Source organism: Kitasatospora sp. NBC_01560 (assembly GCF_045208415.1).
Taxonomy (GTDB): Bacteria; Actinomycetota; Actinomycetes; order Streptomycetales; family Streptomycetaceae; genus Kitasatospora.
In genome coordinates, this window is record NZ_CP109364.1 from 5,910,021 (window position 1) to 5,929,086 (window position 19,066).

Here is a 19,066-nt window from a genome sequence, read left to right on the forward strand (position 1 = left end):
GGCCCGCCCCCGGTGGTGACACCGGGGGCGGGCCCTCGCCCTGTCGACGCGTGCGCGGCGGTCAGATCGTGTAGATCTCCTCCAGCAGCGCGCGCTGCTCGGCAGCGTGGCGCTTGGCCGAGCCGACCGCGGGGGCCGAGGAGGCCGGGCGGGCGACGCGGCGCAGCCGCGAGCCGTTGGCGCTGCGGCCGATGACGACCTGCAGGTGGTCGACCAGGTTCATCGCGATGAACGGCCAGGCACCCTGGTTGGCCGGCTCCTCCTGCGCCCAGACGAACTGGACGTTGTCGCCGTACTTGGCCAGCTCCTCCTGGAGCTCGGCCACCGGCAGCGGGTAGAGCCGCTCGACCCGGACGATCGCGGTGTCGGTGACCCCGCGCTCGGTACGGGCCGCCTCGACGTCGTAGTAGAACTTGCCCGCCGTGATGACCACCTTGCGGACGTTCGCCGGGTCGACGGTGTTGTCACCGATGACCGGGCGGAACGAGCCGGAGGTGAACTCCTCGGTGGCACTCGCCGCGGCCTTCAGACGCAGCATCGACTTCGGGGTGAAGACGACGAGCGGCTTGTGGTGCGGGTTGTGCGCCTGCCAGCGCAGCAGGTGGAAGTAGTTCGACGGCAGGGTCGGCATGGCGACCGTCATGTTGTTCTGCGCGCAGAGCTGGAGGAAGCGCTCCGGGCGGGCGGACGAGTGGTCCGGGCCCTGGCCCTCGTAGCCGTGCGGCAGCAGCAGGGTGACGCCGGAGTGCTGGCCCCACTTCTGCTCGGCGGAGGCGATGTACTCGTCCACCACGGTCTGGGCGCCGTTGACGAAGTCGCCGAACTGCGCCTCCCACATGACCAGCGAGTTCGGCCGGGTCAGCGAGTAGCCGTACTCGAAGCCCATCGCCGCGTACTCGGACAGCAGGCTGTCGTACACGGTGTAGCGGGCCTGGTCCTCGGTCAGGTACAGCAGCGGGGTGTAGTCCTCGCCGGAGACCCGGTCGATCAGCACCGCGTGGCGCTGGCCGAAGGTGCCGCGGCGGCTGTCCTGGCCGGCCAGGCGGACGGGGTGGCCCTCCATCAGCAGCGAGCCGATGGCGAGGGTCTCGCCCATCGCCCAGTCGATGGTGTTGTCCTCGACCGAGGCGGCCCGGCGCTGCAGCTGCGGCAGCAGGCGCGGGTGGACGGTCAGCCAGTCCGGCAGGTTGACCTGCGAGGCGGCGATCCGCTTGACCATCTCCTGGGAGATGCCGGTCTGGATGTTGACCGGGAAGTCGGCCTGCGGCTTGCCGTTGGCGGCCGGGGCCGGTGTCTGGGCGGCGTCGCGGACCTCGGCGAAGACCTTCTCCAGCTGGCCCTGGAAGTCCTGGAGCGCCTGCTCCGCCTCTTCCATGGTGATGTCGCCGCGACCGATCAGGCCCTCGGTGTACAGCTTGCGCACCGAGCGCTTCTTGTCGATCAGGTCGTACATCAGCGGCTGGGTGAACGACGGGTTGTCGGCCTCGTTGTGACCGCGGCGGCGGTAGCAGATGAGGTCGATCACGACGTCCTTGTGGAACGCCTGGCGGAACTCGAAGGCGAGCCGCGCGACGCGGACCACGGCCTCCGGGTCGTCGCCGTTCACGTGGAAGATCGGGGCCTCGATCATCCGGGCCACGTCGGTGCAGTACATCGAGGAGCGCGAGGACGCCGGGGCGGCCGTGAAGCCGACCTGGTTGTTCACCACGACGTGCACGGTGCCGCCGGTGCGGTAGCCGCGCAGCTGCGACATGTTCAGGGTCTCCGCGACGACGCCCTGGCCGGCGAAGGCCGCGTCGCCGTGGATCTGGATCGGCAGCACCGGGAAGGTCGTGCCGCCCTGGTCCAGGATGTCCTGCTTGGCGCGGGCGATGCCCTCGACGACCGGGTCCACGGCCTCCAGGTGGGAGGGGTTCGCGGCGAGCGAGACCTTGATGGTCTCGCCGTCCAGGCCGGTGAAGGTGCCCTCGGAGCCGAGGTGGTACTTCACGTCGCCGGAGCCGTGCATGGACTTCGGGTCGAGGTTGCCCTCGAACTCGCCGAAGATCTTGCCGTACGGCTTGCCGACGATGTTGGCCAGCACGTTGAGGCGGCCGCGGTGGGCCATGCCGATGACGGCCTCGTCCAGGCGGTGCTCGGCCGCCGAGTCGATGGTCGCGTCCAGCAGCGGGATGAGGGACTCGCCGCCCTCCAGCGAGAAGCGCTTCTGCCCGACGTACTTGGTCTGCAGGAAGGTCTCGAACGCCTCGGCCGAGTTCAGCCGGCGCAGGATGCGCAGCTGCTCCTCGCGCTCCGGCTTGGTGTACGGCTTCTCCAGGCGCTCCTGCAGCCACTTGCGCTGCGTCGGGTCCTGGATGTGCATGTACTCGATGCCGACGGTGCGGCAGTACGTGTTGCGCAGCAGGCCGAGGATGTCGCGGAGCTTCATCATCCGCTGGCCGCCGAAGCCGCCGACCGCGAACTCGCGCTCCAGGTCCCACAGGGTGAGGCCGTGGGTGGTGACGTCCAGGTCGGGGTGCTTGCGCTGCTTGTACTCCAGCGGGTCGGTGTCGGCCATGAGGTGGCCGCGGACCCGGTAGGAGTGGATCAGCTCGATGACGCGCGCGGTCTTGTTGACCTCGTCGTCGTGCGTGGTGGCGACGTCGGTGGCCCAGCGGACCGGCTCGTACGGGATCCGCAGCGACTCGAAGATCTCGTCGTAGAAGCCGTTCTCGCCCAGCAGCAGCCGGTGGATCGCGCGCAGGAACTCGCCCGACGCCGCGCCCTGGATGACGCGGTGGTCGTAGGTCGAGGTCAGCGTCATGATCTTGGAGACGCCCAGGCGGGACAGGGTCTCCGGGGCGGAGCCCTGGAACTCGGCCGGGTACTCCATGGCGCCGACGCCGACGATGGTGCCCTGGTTCTGCATCAGGCGCGGCACGGAGTGCACGGTGCCGATGCCGCCGGGGTTGGTCAGCGAGACCGTGACGCCGGTGAAGTCGTCCATGGTCAGCTTGTTGGCGCGGGCCCGGCGGACGATGTCCTCGTAGGCCTGCCAGAAGCCGAAGAAGTCGAGCGTCTCGGCCTTCTTGATGGCCGCGACGACGAGCTGGCGGTCGCCGTTGGGCTTCACCAGGTCGATGGCCAGGCCCAGGTTCACGTGCTCGGGCTTGACCAGGTACGACTTGCCGTCCTTCACCTGGTAGCTGTGGTTCATTCCCGGCGAGGCCTTGATGGCCTGGACCAGGGCGTAACCGATCAGGTGGGTGAAGGAGACCTTGCCACCGCGGGCGCGCTGCAGGTGGTTGTTGATGACGATGCGGTTGTCGATCAACAGCTTGGCCGGCACGGCGCGCACGGAGGTCGCCGTCGGCACCTCCAGCGAGGCGTCCATGTTGGTCGCCACGGCCTTGGACGGGCCGCGGAGCTGGATCAGCTCGGGGCCGGCCTCGGCCGGAGCGGCCGGCGCCGGAGCGGCGGCGGCCTTCGGGGCCGGGGGCGCGGCGGGGGCTGCGGCGAGCGGTGCGGGCGCCGGGGCCGCAGCAGCGGGCGCGGGCGCGGCCGGTGCGGCGGGGGCTGCGGCAGGAGCGGCAGCGGCGGGCGCGGGGGCGGCAACGGGGGTCGGCGTGGGGCCGACCTGGGTCGCGGCCTGGGTCACTGGGGTCACCTCGGTACCGGGCTTGTAGTCGGCGAAAAAGTCCCACCAGGCTCGGTCGACCGAGTTCGGGTCCTGGAGGTACTGCTGGTAGATCTCGTCGACGAGCCACTCATTGGGGCCGAAGCCAGTGGAGCTTGCCGAGCTGTTGGGGGTTTCTTGGGACTGTGGCGACACGGCGGCAACCGCCCTCTTCCGCTTCCTTTTGGGATGTTTGGACAGCGGGGATTAAGGCTACGCCCCTGACCAGTGATCGCGCAGTCCCCAGGGCTCAGGCGTCGCCCAGATCACAGTCCTGACCTGCAGTTTGGCTGAAAATGTGCGTTAGAAAGCCGCAGGGGATGGGAACCGATCACGCCTGATCGACGCCAATATCTGGACCGAACCGGACAAAACGTCACAGGAAGATCCGTATGCGTCTGTGTCGGTTCTGTGACATGGGGGCGAAGTCCGTCCGAACGTCCGAACACCGGGCGCCCCGGAGTCCGTCGTCCCCGGACGGACCCTAGCGCGGGCCGGGCAGCCGTACCTCGATCCGGCAGCCGCGGGCCGCCTCGGCCACCTCGATCCGACCGCCGTGCAGGTCCACCGCCCACCGGGCGATGGCCAGCCCCAGGCCGGTCCCGCCGTCGGAGCCGGGCCCCTGGGCGGTGGCGGTGCCACTGCGGCTGAACCGCTCGAAGACCCGGCTGCGGTCGGCCGGCGGGATGCCCGGGCCCTCGTCCTCGACCTCCAGCAGCAGCGTGCCGGGGCCGTCCCCGGGCCGGGCGCGGACCGTGACGGTGCCGTTGGGCGGGGAGTGCTTGCAGGCGTTGTCGACCAGGTTGGCGACCACCTGGTGGAGCCGCTCCGGGTCCGCCACGCCGGTCAGGCCGGCCGGGCTGACCTCCAGGGCCAGCCGGACGTCCCCGCGCCGGGAGAACGCCCCGCCGGCGGTCGCGCCGTCCACGGTGACCCCGCGCAGCACGCCGTCCAGGAACTCGCGCACCTCGAAGGGGCGGGCGTCCAGGTCGACCACGCCGTCGTCGATCTTGGAGAGGTCGAGCAGGTGGGTGACCAGCCGGCCGAGCCGCTCGGTCTGCTCCAGCGCGGCACCCAGGGTGGCCGGGTTCGGCTGGACCACGCCGTCGACCACGTTCTCCAGCACGGCGCGCAGCGCCGCGATGGGCGTGCGGAGCTCGTGCGAGACGTTGGCGACCAGCTCGCGGCGGTGCCGGTCGGCGGCCTCCAGATCGGCCGCCATCTGGTTGAAGGTGGCCGCCAGCTCGCCGATCTCGTCGCGCGAGTTCACCTCGACCCGGCGGCTGTAGTCGCCGGAGGCCATCGCGCGGGCGGCGGCGGTCATGTCGCGCAGCGGGGCGGTCAGCCCGTGCGCGAGGAACTGCATGAAGAGCAGTGAGGCGATCATGGAGAAGACCATGATGATCCGGATCTGCGTCTCGGACCGGATCGCCACCACGACCATGCCGGTGGCCAGGAAGACCGAGACGATCACCAGCAGGGCGAGTTTGCCCTTGATGGAGCGGACCGGGTCGAGCGGCCGGATGTCGGCCCAGACCCGGTGGGCGGCGCGGGCGGCCAGGGTGGGCCGCCGGGTGCTGCCGGCGTCCCCGTTGCGTTGCTGTGGAAAGGTCATTGCTCCCCTTGATCCCCCGCGTGCTGTGATCCCCGCACGTGCTGTGACGCCCGCGCGGTCACGGCGGTTCGGGACACGGGCCCCCCGGAGGCCCGTCGCCCGAGGCGCCGCTAGGAGAGCGGGGCCTCCAGCGCGTAGCCGACACCGTGCACGGTGCGGATCCAGCTGGCGCCGATCTTGCGGCGCAGTGCCTTGACGTGGCTGTCGACGGTGCGGGTGCCGGAGGCATCCGTCCAGTCCCACACCTCCGCCAGCAGCTGTTCGCGGGTGAGGACCGCGCGCGGCTGGGCGGCCAGGCAGGCGAGCAGGTCGAACTCGGTCGGCGTCAGGTGGACGTCGCCCGAGGCCAGCCGGACCCGGCGCTGCACGTGGTCGATCTCCAGCTCGCCGAAGCGCAGCGAGCCGAGTGCGGGGGTGCGGGCGGCCTGCTGGGCGCGCTCGACCCGGCGCAGCAGCACGTTGACCCGTGCCGCCAGTTCGCGCATGGAGAAGGGCTTGGTCATGTAGTCGTCGGCACCGACGCCGAGGCCGACCAGCAGGTCCGTCTCGTCGTCGCGCGCCGTCAGCATCAGCACCGGTACCGGGCGCTGGGCCTGGATCCGGCGGCACACTTCGAGGCCGTCGAATCCGGGCAGCATGATGTCGAGCACGACCAGGTCGGGCTGCCACGTGTGGAAGCCGTCGACGGCACCCGGGCCGTCGTGAGCCACGGCGACCTTGAAGCCCTCCGCGCCCAGCCGGGCCGCGATCGACTCGGCGATCGTCGGCTCGTCCTCCACCACCAGCACTCTGCGCTGGCTGCTCACCGTGCCGCCGCTGTTCTGGTTGTCCTGCTGAATTTCTGTCACGGTCACGCCACCGCCCCCAGGGCTGCGGGCCGGCCACCTGTGGGGATGGCGGGGCTCCGCTCGTAGTCTTGTTCCGTCGTGGACTTGTGCCGGGTCCGCCGTCCCGTAGCGCGTGCGTGGACCGGAGGGCAGGTGTGGACCGCCCACCGTTCCCGCACACTTCGCAGCGTACGGACCGCGGCTGCCTCCCGGCAGGTGGACCGGACGTTTCCGGCCCGCGGGCGGGCTTTCGGGCCGCCCCCGGACCCACTCGGGAGTGGGCACGGGCCGCTACCTTACCCGGCGATTTTTCACTCCGTAACGGTACGTATGCACTCCAGTTGACGCCGAGCCGCCGGTCAGGGGCGCTACTCGTGCGTAAACAGAGGGAAGGTCTGGACCAAGGCGGCGGTTCCGGGGGGTCGATCGATTTGTAGATGTTCACGGGGATTTCCCAGCGGGCTCCCAGGACCGCAACGTACCGTGGGCACGACAAGATTCGCGGGGGTGGGAATTCCGGCGCGCGCCGGTACCTTGGGCACCGGACGGGAGCCGGTTGCTGCGGGTCTGGAGCGGAGGCGGCATGGCGGGGCTGCTGAAGGGTGCTGGGCGGAACGGGACGCGTCCCGGTGTGCGGCCGGGCGCCGGACCGCCGTACGCGATGCTGCGCCACGGGCTGCGGACCGGGGTGGCCGAGTGGCTGCTCGGCCGGCTGCCGACGCCGCGGCGCAACCCCTTCGCGCTCGGGTACCTCGCCGTGGTCTGCGCGACCACCACCTTCGCCAAGCTGGCCGACCCGGGCCTGGTGCTCCGCCTCCAGGAGGCGTCCAGCTCGGACGGCCACAACCTGTTGCACCACCCGCTGCGTGCGCTGCTGTTCAGCGGCTTCTGGGTGGCCGGGACGATCTGGATGCCCTACCTGTGGGCCTTCGCCTTCACCGTCGCCCCGCTGGAGCGCCGGGTGGGGCCGGGCCGGGCGGCCGCCGTCTTCGCGGCCGGGCACATCACCGCCACGCTGCTCTCCCAGTCGGTGGTCGTCATCGGCGTGGAGACCGGGCGGGTGGAGCCGGAGGCGATGGACTACCTCGACATCGGTGTCAGTTACGGCGTGCTGGCCAGCCTCGGTGCGCTGGCCGGGCTGCTCCCGCTGCGCGGGCGGCTGCTGGCGCTGGGTGCGGCGGGTGCGCTGCTGGCCGAGCAGTACGCGAGCGACCAGGACCTGGTGACCGGCATCGGCCACCCGGTGGCCCTGCTGGTGGGTGTGGCGCTCTGGCGCCGGCTGCGGCGGGACGTGGACCGCCGCCCGCACCGGCCCGGCCCGGCCGCGCCGGCCCCGTCACCCGCGGCCTCCGCGGTCGCCGCCGCCCCGGCCTCCCGCGGCGCGGCCGTGCTCGACCGGCCGTGACCCGCCCCCTCGGTCGCTGACCGGCTCTCTCGGACGCTGACCCGCCCCAGGTGTTTTTGACGGTGCCCTCCGGTGCCGTCCGGGCCCTTCCCTGTTCGCTCACGGCGAACAGATCCGGGGGAACAATCGGCTGTTGCCAAACCTTAGTCAGGTCAACTCAACTTCACTGACTGGGGAGAGATCATGGCATCGACGTCCACACCGCTCACCCTGCCCGTGCTGCCGCTCGACGACGAGGTCGTGCTCCCGGGCATGGTCGTCCCGCTGGACCTGAAGGACACCGAGGTGCGGGCCGCGGTCGAGGCCGCCCGGGCGGCGGCCGGCGGCACCGGCAAGCCCCAGGTCCTGCTGGTCCCGCGGGTGGACGGCTCGTACGCGGCGGCCGGCACCCTCGCCACCGTCGAGCAGGTCGGCCGGCTGGCCGACGGGGAGCCGGCCGCGCTGGTCCGCGCCGTGCGCCGGGTCCGGATCGGCGTCGGCACCACCGGGCCCGGGGCCGCGCTCTGGGTGGAGACCACGCCGTTCCGGGAGTCCTCGGTCGGCACCCCGGTGGCGGGGCGCGCCGCCGAGCTGGTCAAGGAGTACAAGGCGCTCTCCACCCAGTGGCTGCGCAGGCGCGGCGCCTGGCAGATCGTCGACCGGGTGGCCCAGATCGAGGGCGTCGGCGAGCTGGCCGACAACATCGGCTACGCGTCCTTCGCCACCGCCGAGCAGAAGCTCAAGGTGCTGCTGGAGGCCGACCAGGTGGCCCGGCTGGAGTACGCCCTCGGCCTGCTGCGCGACCACCTCGCCGAGGAGGAGGTCAACGACACCATCCGCAAGGACGTCGAGGAGGGCGTCGCCAAGCAGCAGAAGGAGTTCCTGCTCCGCCGCCAGCTGGAGGCCGTCCGCAAGGAGCTGGCCGAGCTGAACGGCGACCCGGCCGACGAGGAGGGCGACTACCGCGCCCGGGTCGAGGCCGCCGACCTGCCCGAGAAGGTCCGCGAGGCCGCGCTCAAGGAGGTCGACAAGCTGGAGCGCGCGAGCGACCAGTCGCCCGAGGGCTCCTGGATCCGCACCTGGCTGGACACCGTGCTGGAGCTCCCGTGGAGCGAGCGCACCGAGGACGCCTACGACATCGCCGGCGCCCGCGCCGTCCTGGACGCCGACCACGCCGGCCTGGCCGACGTGAAGGAGCGCATCGTCGAGTACCTCGCGGTGCGCAAGCGCCGGGCCGACCAGGGCCTCGGCCTGGTCGGCGGACGCCGGGGCGGCGCGGTGCTGGCGCTGGTCGGCCCGCCCGGGGTCGGCAAGACCTCGCTGGGCGAGTCGGTGGCCCGCGCCATGGGCCGCAAGTTCGTCCGGGTCGCGCTCGGCGGCGTGCGGGACGAGGCGGAGATCCGCGGCCACCGGCGCACCTACGTCGGCGCGCTGCCCGGCCGCCTGGTCCGCGCCATCAAGGAGGCCGGCTCGATGAACCCGGTCGTCCTGCTGGACGAGATCGACAAGGTCGGCTCCGACTACCGGGGCGACCCGGCGGCCGCCCTGCTGGAGGTGCTCGACCCGGCGCAGAACCACACCTTCCGCGACCACTACCTGGAGGTCGAGCTGGACCTCTCCGACGTGGTCTTCCTCGCCACCGCCAATGTGCTGGAGGCCATCCCCGAGCCGCTGCTCGACCGGATGGAGCTGGTCCGCCTGGACGGCTACACCGAGGACGAGAAGGTCGTCATCGCCCGCGACCACCTGCTCCCGCGCCAGCTGGAGAAGGCCGGCCTCCGGGACGGCGAGGTCGCGGTCGACGAGTCCGCGCTGCGCCGGCTGGCCGGCGAGTACACCCGCGAGGCCGGCGTCCGGACGCTCGAACGCTCGATCGCCCGGGTGCTGCGCAAGATCGCCGCGCAGCACGAGCTGGGCGAGCGCGAGCTGCCCGTCGCCGTCGGCGCCGAGGACCTCCGCGCCCTGATCGGCCGGCCGCACCACGTGCCGGAGGCCGCGCAGGAGCCGGCCGAACGGCGCACGGCCGTCCCCGGGGTGGCGACCGGCCTGGCGGTCACCGGCGCCGGCGGCGACGTCCTCTACATCGAGGCCTCGCTCGCCGACGCGGAGACCGGCGGCACCGGGCTCACCCTGACCGGGCAGCTGGGCGACGTGATGAAGGAGTCCGCGCACATCGCGCTCTCCTTCCTCCGCTCGCGCGGCGCCGAGCTGGAGCTGCCCGTCACCTCGCTGCGGGACCGCGGCGTGCACCTGCACGTCCCCGCCGGAGCCGTCCCCAAGGACGGCCCGAGCGCCGGCGTCACCATGACCACGGCACTGGCCTCGCTGCTCTCCGGGCGCAAGGTGCGCACCGACGTGGCGATGACCGGCGAGGTGTCGCTGACCGGGCGGGTGCTGCCGATCGGCGGGGTGAAGCAGAAGCTGCTCGCCGCCGACCGGGCCGGGGTCACCACGGTGATCATCCCCAAGCGGAACGAGGCCGACCTGGACGACGTCCCGGCCGAGGTCCTGGAGCGGCTCACCGTCCACCCGGTCTCGGACGTCCGGGAGGTGCTGAAGCTGGCCCTGGAGCCGGCCGAGGTGCTGGTCGCCGCCTGAGCCCGACAACGGTGCTGCGGCCCGGGCGGCCCGGTGCGATCGACGGATCGCACCGGGCCGCCCGACCGCAGGGTGAGACGGTTCTTGTGAGACACCCCGTCAGCCGGGCAGGCTGGCGGGGTGACCAGCCATGCGTACCTGAGCCGTCGACTCGACGTCGACCTGGCCCACGCATGCTCCGCGATCTGTCGCCGCGCGCTCTGACCAGCGCGGTGACCCACCCGGCAGCCCGCCGGGAACCCCCTCCGGGTGGTGCGCACCGCTGTCCGCGGTCCGCCTCTCCACTCACCCGAATGGGACGACAACCCATGCGCCTCGCCCTGCCTTCGCGCGCCGCCGTGCTCGCCGCCGCCCTCCTCCTGGCGTGCGCCGCCCCGGCCCGCGCCGACACCCCGTACGCGCCGCTGCCGCCGCACAACCCGTACGCGGGACCGGACGGCACCGCCACCATGCACGGCGACACCGGCTCCTCGGACGCCACCCCGCTGCCCGGGCCGAAGCCCGGACCGCTCACCTCCGACCGGGTGGCCCTGCAGTCCGCCTGCCCGACCGTGCTGGTCGGCTCGGACGGCTACCCCGTCGCGCTCTGCACCACCATCTTCGGCCTCACCCCGACCGTCCACCTGCTCGACCCGGCGGACGGCGGCTCGCTCGCCGAACTGCCGCTCGCCAAGGGCTCGCTGCTCGGCGGCGTCTACGCCTACCTGGACCAGGACGACCGCCTGGTGGCCGTCGACGGCGAGCGCCGGCTGCTGCGGATCGGGCACCACCGCACCGCCTCCGGCGCCTGGGCACTGACCGTCGACAGCAGCCTGCCGCTGGCCGGCGCGGTGCCCGACGGCGACGCCGTCACCGGGATCTCCCCGGACTGGCAGGGCCGGGTCTGGTTCGCCACCGGCAACGGCGTGGCCGGCACCGCCGACGACCGCACCGGTACCGTCCGCACACTGGCCCTGCCCGCCGGCGAGAGAGTCGCCAACTCGATCTCCACCGCCCCGGCCGGCACCGCCGTCGCCACCACCCACGCCACCTACCTGCTCACCGCCGACGCCGACGGCACCCCGCGGATCGCCTGGCGCCGGGCCTACGACCGCGGGCCCGGCCGCAAGCCCGGCCAGCTCAGCTGGGGCACCGGCTCGACGCCGACCTTCTTCGGGCCGCGCACCGGCACCGACTACGTCACCGTCGTCGACAACGCCGCACCGACGGTGAACCTGCTGGTCTACCGGACCTCCGACGGCACACCCGTCTGCTCCGTCCCGGTACTGAAGGCCGGCGGCAGCGGCAGCGAGAACTCACCGGTGGCCGTCGGCAACGCCGTCTTCGTCGCCTCCACCTACGGCTACCCGTACCCGAAGCTGCCCGCCGACGCGGGGCCCGCCGTGCCGTCCTCCGGCACGTTCTCCGGCGGGCTCAGCCGGGTGGACGTCCGGGCGGACGGCTCCGGCTGCGACCTGGCCTGGGACAACAAGGTGCGCTCCGCCGCCGTCCCCCGGCTCTCCACCGCCGACGGCCTGATCCACACCGTGCTGCGCAGGCCCGTGATCCCCGGCACCGACGCCACCTCGGTGCTGGACCCCTACTACTACGCGGAGATCGACCCGCGCACCGGCGCCGTGGTGCGCACCCGGTACACCGGCGCCGGGTTCCTCTTCGACACCCTCCAGATGGTCGGCTCGATCGCCCCCGGCGGCGTCGTCTACCAGGGCACCACCACCGGGGTGCTGCGGATCACCGCGGAGTAGCGGCCGGCGGGCACCGTGGTCAGACTGCGAGGATGCCGTCCCCCACGCAGCGCGCTCTGGCCAGGGTGCCGGCCGGGCTGCGCCCGTTCCTGGTCAGGCACCGCCGGCTGGTGAAGTTCCTGCTGGTCGGCGGTGCCTGCTTCGCCCTGACCACGGTGCTCAACTTCTCGCTGAAGTTCACCGTGCTGGCGCACAAGCCGGTCGTGGCGCTCACCGCGGCCACCGTGGTGGGCACCGCGGTCTCGTACGTGCTCAACCGCCAGTGGTCCTTCCGGGCCGTCGGCCGGCGCCGTGAGCTGCCGCTGTTCCTGCTGGTCAGCACGGTGGCGATCGCCGTCAACGACCTCCCGCTGATCGCCTCGCGCTACCTGCTGGAGCTGCGCGAGCCCCAGGTGACGGCCCTCACCCAGGAGGTCGCCGACTTCCTCAGCGGGATGGTCGTGGGCACCTTCGTCGCGATGCTGTTCCGCTACTGGGCGATGCGCCGCTGGGTCTTCACCGGCGTCGCCGAGCCGGCCGCCACCCGGGCGGAGCAGCAGCCCCAGCGGATCTCCTAGCCCGGTCCGCCCGGCCCCGTCCCAGCCCGCCGGGAGCCGTGGTGCGAACGCGGCTACGCTGCCAATGAGGGACGCACCCCGAGGCGGGTGACCGGCGGCCGAGCGGGGTGAGGGCGATGCGCGAGACGGACGGCCTCCGGGCCGGGCCCGCCAGCCAGCAGGGCATGCGCCGGGCCAACCTGGCCCTGGTGCTCGGGGTGATCGCCCGCGCCCCGCGCTCCCGCGCCGAGGTGGCCGCCGACACCGGCCTGACCCGGGCGGCCGTCTCCTCGCTGGCCGAGGAGCTGATCGCGGCCGGCCTGGTCGTCGAGGAGGGCCCGGCCACGCCCAGCGGCAAGGTCGGCCGGCCCGGCACGGCCCTGGGCCTCAACCCGCGGGGGCCCGGCGGGCTCGGCGCCGAGATCGGCGTGGAGCACCTCGGCGCCTGCGTGGTCGACCTGCGCGGCGAGGTGCGCTCCTGGCGCCGCCAGGAGATCCGCAACCGGGACCGGCAGCCCGCCGCGGTGATGGCCGACCTGGCCGAGCTGCTGCGCCGGGCCGTCGCCGACGCCGGACTGCGCCCCGCCGGGCTGACCCTGGCGGTGCCCGGGCTGGTCGGCGACGGTGGCGGCGGCATGCTCCAGCGCGCCGCCAACCTCGGCTGGCAGGACGTGCCGCTCGCCGCCGAGCTGCGGCTCGCACTGCGCGCGGCGGGCGCCGACCGGCTGGCCGAACTGCCCTTCGACGTCGAGAACGAGGCCAATCTGGGCGGGCTCGCCGAGCTCTGGCTGGGCGGTGCGCCGGACCACTTCCTGCACGTCTCCGCGGAGGCCGGGGTCGGCGCCGCGATCGTGATCGGCGGCCGGCTGCTGCGTGGGGCCCGCGGCTTCGCGGGCGAGCTGGGCCACGTACCCGTCCACCCCGGCGGCCCCCGCTGCGCCTGCGGGTCGCACGGCTGCCTGGAGCAGTACGCGGGGGAGGCCGCGGTGCTGCGGGCGGCCGGCCTGGACGGCATCCGCGGGGACTGGGTGGCGCTGCTCGCCGAGCGGGCCGAGCTCGGGGACGAGGAGGTCCACACCGCGCTGGCCGGGGCCGGCCGGGCGCTGGGCACCGCCTCGGCCGGGGCGGTCAACCTGCTCGACCCGGCCGAGGTGGTGCTGGGCGGCGGCTACGCCCAGCTGGCGCCCTGGCTGCTCCCGGCGATGCGGGCCGAGCTGGCGGCCCGGGTGACGGTGCGGCCCTGGTCGGACGAGCGGCTGACGGTCTCCCGGCTGGGCCGCCGCGGCCCGCTGCTCGGGGCCGCGGTCGGCGTGGTCCGGGCGATCGTCGCCGATCCGGGGCGGCTGGACGCCTGACCCGGCCGGCGCGGGCCCAGGTGCGGGCCGAGGTGCCGGCTCAGGTGTCGGACCAGGGGCGCCGCTTACAGGCGCACGAGCTCGCGGCCGCCGCGCGGACCGCGCAGGACGGCGGCGAAGGTGATCGCGACCCCGACCAGCGCCCAGGCCAGCAGGACCAGCAGCGGCATGGCGAGGCCGGTGGCGCCGAAGTAGGCGATCGAGCGGGTCGCGTCGGTGCCGGCGCCGTTCGGGATCCAGGCGCCGATCGCCCGCCAGAACGGCGGCATCAGCGGCGGTGGGAAGACGCCGCCCGCACTCGGGTTGCCGAGCACCACGAAGATCAGCACCGCGATGCCGATGCCGATGATGTCGAACAGGCACTGCAGCGCCATGGTGAAGGCGCCGACCGCGAAGACCACCAGTGCGCCCACGCCGGCCAGCCCCCAGAACGATCCGGGCAGCGCGTCCAGCACCGGGCCGACGATCAGCGCTCCGCCGATGCCGGCCGCGACCGAGTACAGCGCCAGGGCGCCGAGCCGGATCACCGCGCGGTTGGTGTTGGCGGGCTTGGCACCGGCGCTGACGCCGAGGATCGAGGCCACCAGGTAGCCGCCGACGCACCAGCCGATCACCAGGTAGAAGGAGGTGAGGCCGTTGGGGTCGCCCTTGGCGAGCGGCACCACGTCCACGGTCTTCACCGTCCGGCCCTGGGACTTCTCCAGTCCGGTGACGATGGTGTCGGCGGCCCGGGCCGCGGACGGGCCGCGGGCGCCGCCGACCAGCAGGGTGTCCTCGGTGCCGGCCGGGTCGAAGACCAGCGCGGCGTAGATCTTCTGGTCCTTGATCAGCGCGGTGGCCGTCTCGGCGTCCGGTGCGGTACTGGCCCTCACGGCGTCGTCCGGCACCGACTCCAGGCCCGCGACCAGCTTGGGGGAGACCTGTGGCGGGGCGACCACCGCGATCGACAGCTCGTGCGGGGTCGGGTGGTGCAGGGCGCCGACGTAGGAGGTGATGAAGCCGAACTGGAGCAGGAGCACGGCGATCACCAGCAGCGCCGTGCGCGGGGTGACCGCTCCCTTCAGTTCGGCGACGAGGCCCGGGCTCGGTACCTGTCCTGGGGCGGTCATGCACATCTCCTCGCGGATCGGTGGAAAGTCGGGGAAACCAAATACTTCATATCATTAACTAGTTGGTCCGGTGCCGCTCCCGCGCCGCTCCGGCGGCGCGATCCGGCCGGGCCGGCTGCGGGATACTGGCGCCGTGAGTACGGTGAGTGACGACGAGTACCTGATGGCGGTGGAGCGCGAGGTCGCGCTGCTGTTCCGGCGCGGCCGGGCCCGGGTGGCGGAGATGTCCCGCCGGGTGCACCCCCGGCTGGAGGGCATGGCGTACAGCATGCTCGCCTACGTCGAGCAGGCCGGACAGGTGCGGGTGACCGACGTCGGCGTGCACTTCTCCGTGGGCAAGGCCACGGTGAGCCGGCAGATCCGGGCGCTGGAGGAGCTGGGCCTGGTGAGCCGGGAGGTGGATCCGCTGGACCGCAGGTCGGCGCTGGTCTCGCTGACCGAGGACGGCCGGCGGCGCTTCCTGGGGGCGCGGGATGCGCGGATGGAGCGGGTCCGGGCGCTGATGGCCAACTGGTCCGAGGAGGACGTGGTCCGTTTCGCGGAGCTGCTGCACCGCTTCAACGACGTGGTCGGCGAGGCCACCGGGGTCTGAGCCGGGCCCCCGGGGGACGGGAGTCGGGGGCGGGGCCGCGGGCGGGAGCCGGGCCCCCGGGGACGGGAGTCGGGCACGGGGTCGCGGGCGGGCCGGGTGCGGGCCGGGAGCGGACTTTACTTGGGCTTGAAGAAAGTTGCCCTAAGCAACCATCCGACTTATGGTTGCTTAAGGCAACGATTCTCTCTCCCTCGTCCGCCGACCCCGTTCCGCCCCCGCACCCCCGCCGAAGGACCCAGATGACCGTCACCACCCCGGTCGCGACCGGAGCCGCGACCACCGACGACCGCCCCATGACGCACCGGCAGGTGATGGAGGCGCTGTCCGGCCTGCTGCTCGGCCTCTTCGTGGCCGTGCTCTCGTCGACCGTGGTCTCCAACGCCCTGCCCCGCATCCTCACCGACCTGCACGGCGGCCAGTCCGCCTACACCTGGGTGATCACCGCCACCCTGCTCACCCTCACCGCCTCCACGCCGATCTGGGGCAAGCTCTCCGACCTCGCCAGCAAGAAGCTGCTGCTGCAGATAGCCCTGGTCATCTACATCGCCTCCTCGGCGCTGGCCGGCCTGTCGCAGAACACCGGCCAGCTGATCGCCTGCCGCGCCCTCCAGGGCATCGGCGCCGGCGGTGTCACCGCGCTGGCGCAGATCTGCCTGGCCGCGATGGTCCCGCCGCGCGAGCGCGGCCGGTACAGCGGCTACTTCGGTGCCGTCTTCGCGCTGGCCACCATCGGCGGCCCGCTGGTCGGCGGCGTCATCGTGGACACCTCCTGGCTGGGCTGGCGCTGGTGCTTCTACGTCGGCATCCCGTTCGCCCTGGCCGCGATCGCGGTGCTCCAGCGCACGCTGAAGCTGCCGGTGGTCCGGCGCAAGGTGAAGATCGACTACCTGGGCGCGCTGGTCATCACCGGCGCCGTCAGCCTGCTGATGATCTGGATCACGCTCGCCGGCAAGAACTACGCCTGGCTCTCCTGGCAGACCGCGGTCATGGTCGGCGGCGGCCTGCTGCTCGGCGCCCTGGCCGTCGTGGTCGAGAAGCACGCCGCGGAGCCGATCATCCCGCCGGACCTCTTCCGCTTCCGCACCGTCACCCTGGCCGCGATCGCCAGCGTCCTGGTCGGCGTCGGGATGTACGGCGCGACCACCTTCCTCAGCCAGTACTTCCAGCTGGCGAAGGAGAAGTCCCCGACCATCGCCGGCCTGATGACCCTGCCGATGATCCTCGGCCTGGCCGTCTCCTCCACCGTCGCCGGCCGGCTGATCACCAAGTACGGCAAGTGGAAGATCTACCTCGTCTCCGGCACGCTGCTGCTGGCGATCGGCTTCGGGCTGCTCGGCACCGCCCGCGCCGACACCTCCTACGGGCTGCTCTCCGTCTACATGGCGATCACCGGCGTGGGCCTCGGCCTGACCATGCAGAACCTCGTCCTCGCCGTGCAGAACACCGTGCCCCGGCACGAGCTCGGCGCGGCCAGTTCGGTGGTCACCTTCTTCCGCACCATGGGCGGGGCGATGGGCGTCTCCGCGCTCGGCGCCCTGATGAGCAACAAGGTCGGCCACTACCTGACGGAGAACCTCGCCGCCGCGCACATCCCGGCCGGCGGTGCCGCGGCCGGCGGCGGCATCCCGGACCTGCACAAGCTGCCCGCCGCGGTCGTGCCGCTGGTGACCGACGCCTTCGGGCACGGCGTGGGCATGGTCTTCCTGGTCGCCGCGCCGTTCGCGCTGCTGGCCTTCGTCACCGTGCTGTTCATCCGGGAGACGGTGCTGCGCACCACCCAGCAGGACTGACCGCGGCCGGGGACGGCCGTCGGGGGACCAGTGCCGGCGCCGTCGGGGCGGCGCCGGCGGGGGACGACGAAGGGCCGGGGCGGGCAAGCGGTGGGAACCGCTCGCCCGCCCCGGCCCTTCGTGCCGGTGCGTCCGGGTGTCAGTGACCGGCGATCAGCGACAGGCCGTAGAGGACGGCCGCCCCGCAGACCGCGAAGCAGGCGTACGCGCCGGCCAGGGCCAGTCGGCCCGAGCCCGCGGCCGGGGCGTCGCCGGAGGCTGCGCCGCGGGCGGTGAGAGCGGCCTCCCGGCGGGAGAGCGCCAGGATGCCGAGGGCGAAGACGGCGACCACGGCGACGGTGATGCCGAAGCTGAAGCCGGCGGTCTGGGCCAGCGCGTTCCACTTGATGTGCATGGTGTGTGCTCCTCAGCCGTCGGCGCTCAGGCCGCGACCGTGGTCGAGGCGGGGGTCGGGGTGGCCGGCGTGCCGGCCGGGCCGACCTCGACCGGGGTGACGTCGGAGACGTCGTTGACGTTGTCGGCACCGACCGGCTGGCGGCGGGAGGCGACCCACATCGCGCCCGAGCCGGCCACCAGGGTGGCGCCGACCAGCGCCACGCCCCAGCCGCCCTGCTGGGCCACGAAGGCCGCGGCGCCGGCCACCGTGGCGGCGGCGGGCAGGGTCAGTCCCCAGGTGTAGACCATGCGGCGGACCAGGCTCCAGCGCAGCTGGCCCTTCGGGCCGCCGAGGCCGGCGCCCATGATGCCGCCGGAGCAGACCTGGGTGGTGGAGAGGCCGAAGCCCATGTGCGAGGAGGTCAGGATGACGGTGGCGGCCGCCGACTCGGAGGCGAAGCCCTGCGGCGCCTGGATGTCCGCGAGGCCCTTGCCCATCGAGCGGATGATCCGCCAGCCGCCCATGTAGGTGCCGAGCGCGATCGCCGCACCGGCCGAGACGATCACCCAGGTGGGGGGCAGCGCGCCCTTGGGCAGGGCGCCGACCGAGACCAGGGTCAGGGTGATGATGCCCATCGTCTTCTGGGCGTCGTTGGTGCCGTGGGCCAGCGAGATCAGCGAGGAGGAGAACACCTGGCCGGTCTTGAAGCCCTTGGTGACGGTTCCGCCGTCGCTCTTGCGGGTGATCGCGTACGCCAGCTTGGTGGCGCCCCACGAGGCGAGGCCGGCGACCAGCGGGGAGGCGACGGCCGGGATCAGGATCTTGGTGAGCACCGTGTCGAAGTTGACGCCGTTGAGTCCGACACCGACCACGGTGGCGCCGATCAGGCCGCCGTACAGCGCGTGCGAGGAGCTGGACGGAAGGCCTCTCAGCCAGGTGAGCAGGTTCCACAGGATCGCGCCGACCAGTGCGGCGAAGATGATCTCCGGATGGATACCGGTCTTCTCGTTGACGATGCCGCCGGAGATGGTGGTGGCGACCTTCACGGAGAGGAACGCCCCCGCGAAGTTGAGGACGGCCGCGATGGTGACCGCGACCTTGGGCCGAAGGGCTCCCGTCGCGATGGAGGTGGCCATCGCGTTGGCGGTGTCGTGGAACCCGTTGGTGAAGTCGAAGGCGAGCGCCGTGATGATCACAACGGCCACCAGGAACGAGATGTGTTCCATACCCAAACAATCGTCGTAGTTGTCGCACTGACGTTGGTGTCGATCGCGACGGTAGGGAGGCTCGGTGAACGGAAGATGAACTGAGCCGGGATTCGCGGTTCCGGCAGTGTCCGAGCGATGTCCGGGACCTTGCCGCGAGGTGTCTTTGACCATGGTGACCTGGGCATTGGCGCAGAACGTCCCGATTGGCGCCGGTTTGCTGAGACCTGTCTCACAACGCGACCTGAGAATTCACCGACCCGTACCGGCGCGGTCTGT

13 protein-coding genes are annotated in these 19,066 nt (G+C 72.7%); 7 read left to right on the plus strand and 6 right to left on the minus strand.

What is annotated here, in order from left to right; genetic code table 11:
- Positions 1-61: 61 nt before the first annotated feature.
- From OH807_RS25845 to OH807_RS25855, 3 genes are all read right to left on the minus strand, one after another.
- Entirely contained in the window at positions 62-3,811 is a 3,750-nt protein-coding gene (locus OH807_RS25845; protein ID WP_406203013.1) for a multifunctional oxoglutarate decarboxylase/oxoglutarate dehydrogenase thiamine pyrophosphate-binding subunit/dihydrolipoyllysine-residue succinyltransferase subunit, read from the minus strand.
- 328 nt (positions 3,812-4,139) lie between these two features.
- The gene (locus OH807_RS25850; RefSeq protein ID WP_406203015.1) at positions 4,140-5,270 is read right to left on the minus strand and encodes a sensor histidine kinase; all 1,131 of its coding nucleotides are present in this window, start codon (positions 5,268-5,270) and stop codon (positions 4,140-4,142) included.
- Positions 5,271-5,380: 110 nt separating this feature from the next.
- The gene (locus tag OH807_RS25855) at positions 5,381-6,118 is read right to left on the minus strand and encodes a response regulator transcription factor (protein WP_209411241.1); all 738 of its coding nucleotides are present in this window, start codon (positions 6,116-6,118) and stop codon (positions 5,381-5,383) included.
- Positions 6,119-6,680: 562 nt separating this feature from the next.
- Between OH807_RS25855 and OH807_RS25860 the strand changes: the two genes are divergently transcribed.
- The 5 genes from OH807_RS25860 (at position 6,681) to OH807_RS25880 (ending at position 13,715) form a co-directional block, all read left to right on the plus strand.
- Positions 6,681-7,502: a rhomboid-like protein gene (locus OH807_RS25860; RefSeq protein ID WP_406203017.1), complete on the plus strand. Its 822-nt coding sequence runs from the start codon at positions 6,681-6,683 to the stop codon at positions 7,500-7,502.
- A 183-nt stretch (positions 7,503-7,685) separates the two neighbouring features.
- A complete protein-coding gene (lon, locus tag OH807_RS25865; protein ID WP_406203019.1) occupies positions 7,686-10,079 on the plus strand; it encodes an endopeptidase La in 2,394 nt (797 codons plus the stop codon).
- A gap of 293 nt (positions 10,080-10,372) precedes the next feature.
- Entirely contained in the window at positions 10,373-11,824 is a 1,452-nt protein-coding gene (locus tag OH807_RS25870; protein ID WP_406203021.1) for a hypothetical protein, read from the plus strand.
- Between the two features lie 32 nt (positions 11,825-11,856).
- Positions 11,857-12,381, plus strand: a complete 525-nt coding sequence (locus OH807_RS25875; protein WP_406203023.1) for a GtrA family protein — start codon at positions 11,857-11,859, stop codon at positions 12,379-12,381.
- 116 nt (positions 12,382-12,497) lie between these two features.
- The gene (locus OH807_RS25880) at positions 12,498-13,715 is read left to right on the plus strand and encodes an ROK family protein (RefSeq protein WP_406203025.1); all 1,218 of its coding nucleotides are present in this window, start codon (positions 12,498-12,500) and stop codon (positions 13,713-13,715) included.
- Between the two features lie 65 nt (positions 13,716-13,780).
- On the opposite strand, the gene OH807_RS25885 is transcribed toward OH807_RS25880, so the two are convergent.
- A complete protein-coding gene (locus tag OH807_RS25885) occupies positions 13,781-14,824 on the minus strand; it encodes an ABC transporter permease (protein WP_406203027.1) in 1,044 nt (347 codons plus the stop codon).
- A 133-nt stretch (positions 14,825-14,957) separates the two neighbouring features.
- Between OH807_RS25885 and OH807_RS25890 the strand changes: the two genes are divergently transcribed.
- A complete protein-coding gene (locus tag OH807_RS25890; RefSeq protein WP_406203029.1) occupies positions 14,958-15,416 on the plus strand; it encodes a MarR family winged helix-turn-helix transcriptional regulator in 459 nt (152 codons plus the stop codon).
- A gap of 239 nt (positions 15,417-15,655) precedes the next feature.
- The gene (locus OH807_RS25895; protein WP_406203031.1) at positions 15,656-17,206 is read left to right on the plus strand and encodes an MDR family MFS transporter; all 1,551 of its coding nucleotides are present in this window, start codon (positions 15,656-15,658) and stop codon (positions 17,204-17,206) included.
- Between the two features lie 139 nt (positions 17,207-17,345).
- Here the strand turns inward: OH807_RS25895 and OH807_RS25900 are convergent, their stop codons facing one another.
- Positions 17,346-17,600: a hypothetical protein gene (locus OH807_RS25900; protein WP_406203033.1), complete on the minus strand. Its 255-nt coding sequence runs from the start codon at positions 17,598-17,600 to the stop codon at positions 17,346-17,348.
- 26 nt (positions 17,601-17,626) lie between these two features.
- Positions 17,627-18,808 carry an anion permease gene (locus tag OH807_RS25905; RefSeq protein WP_406203035.1) on the minus strand — a complete coding sequence of 394 codons (1,182 nt, stop codon included), beginning with the start codon at positions 18,806-18,808 and terminating at the stop codon, positions 17,627-17,629.
- Between the last annotated feature and the right edge of the window lie 258 nt (positions 18,809-19,066).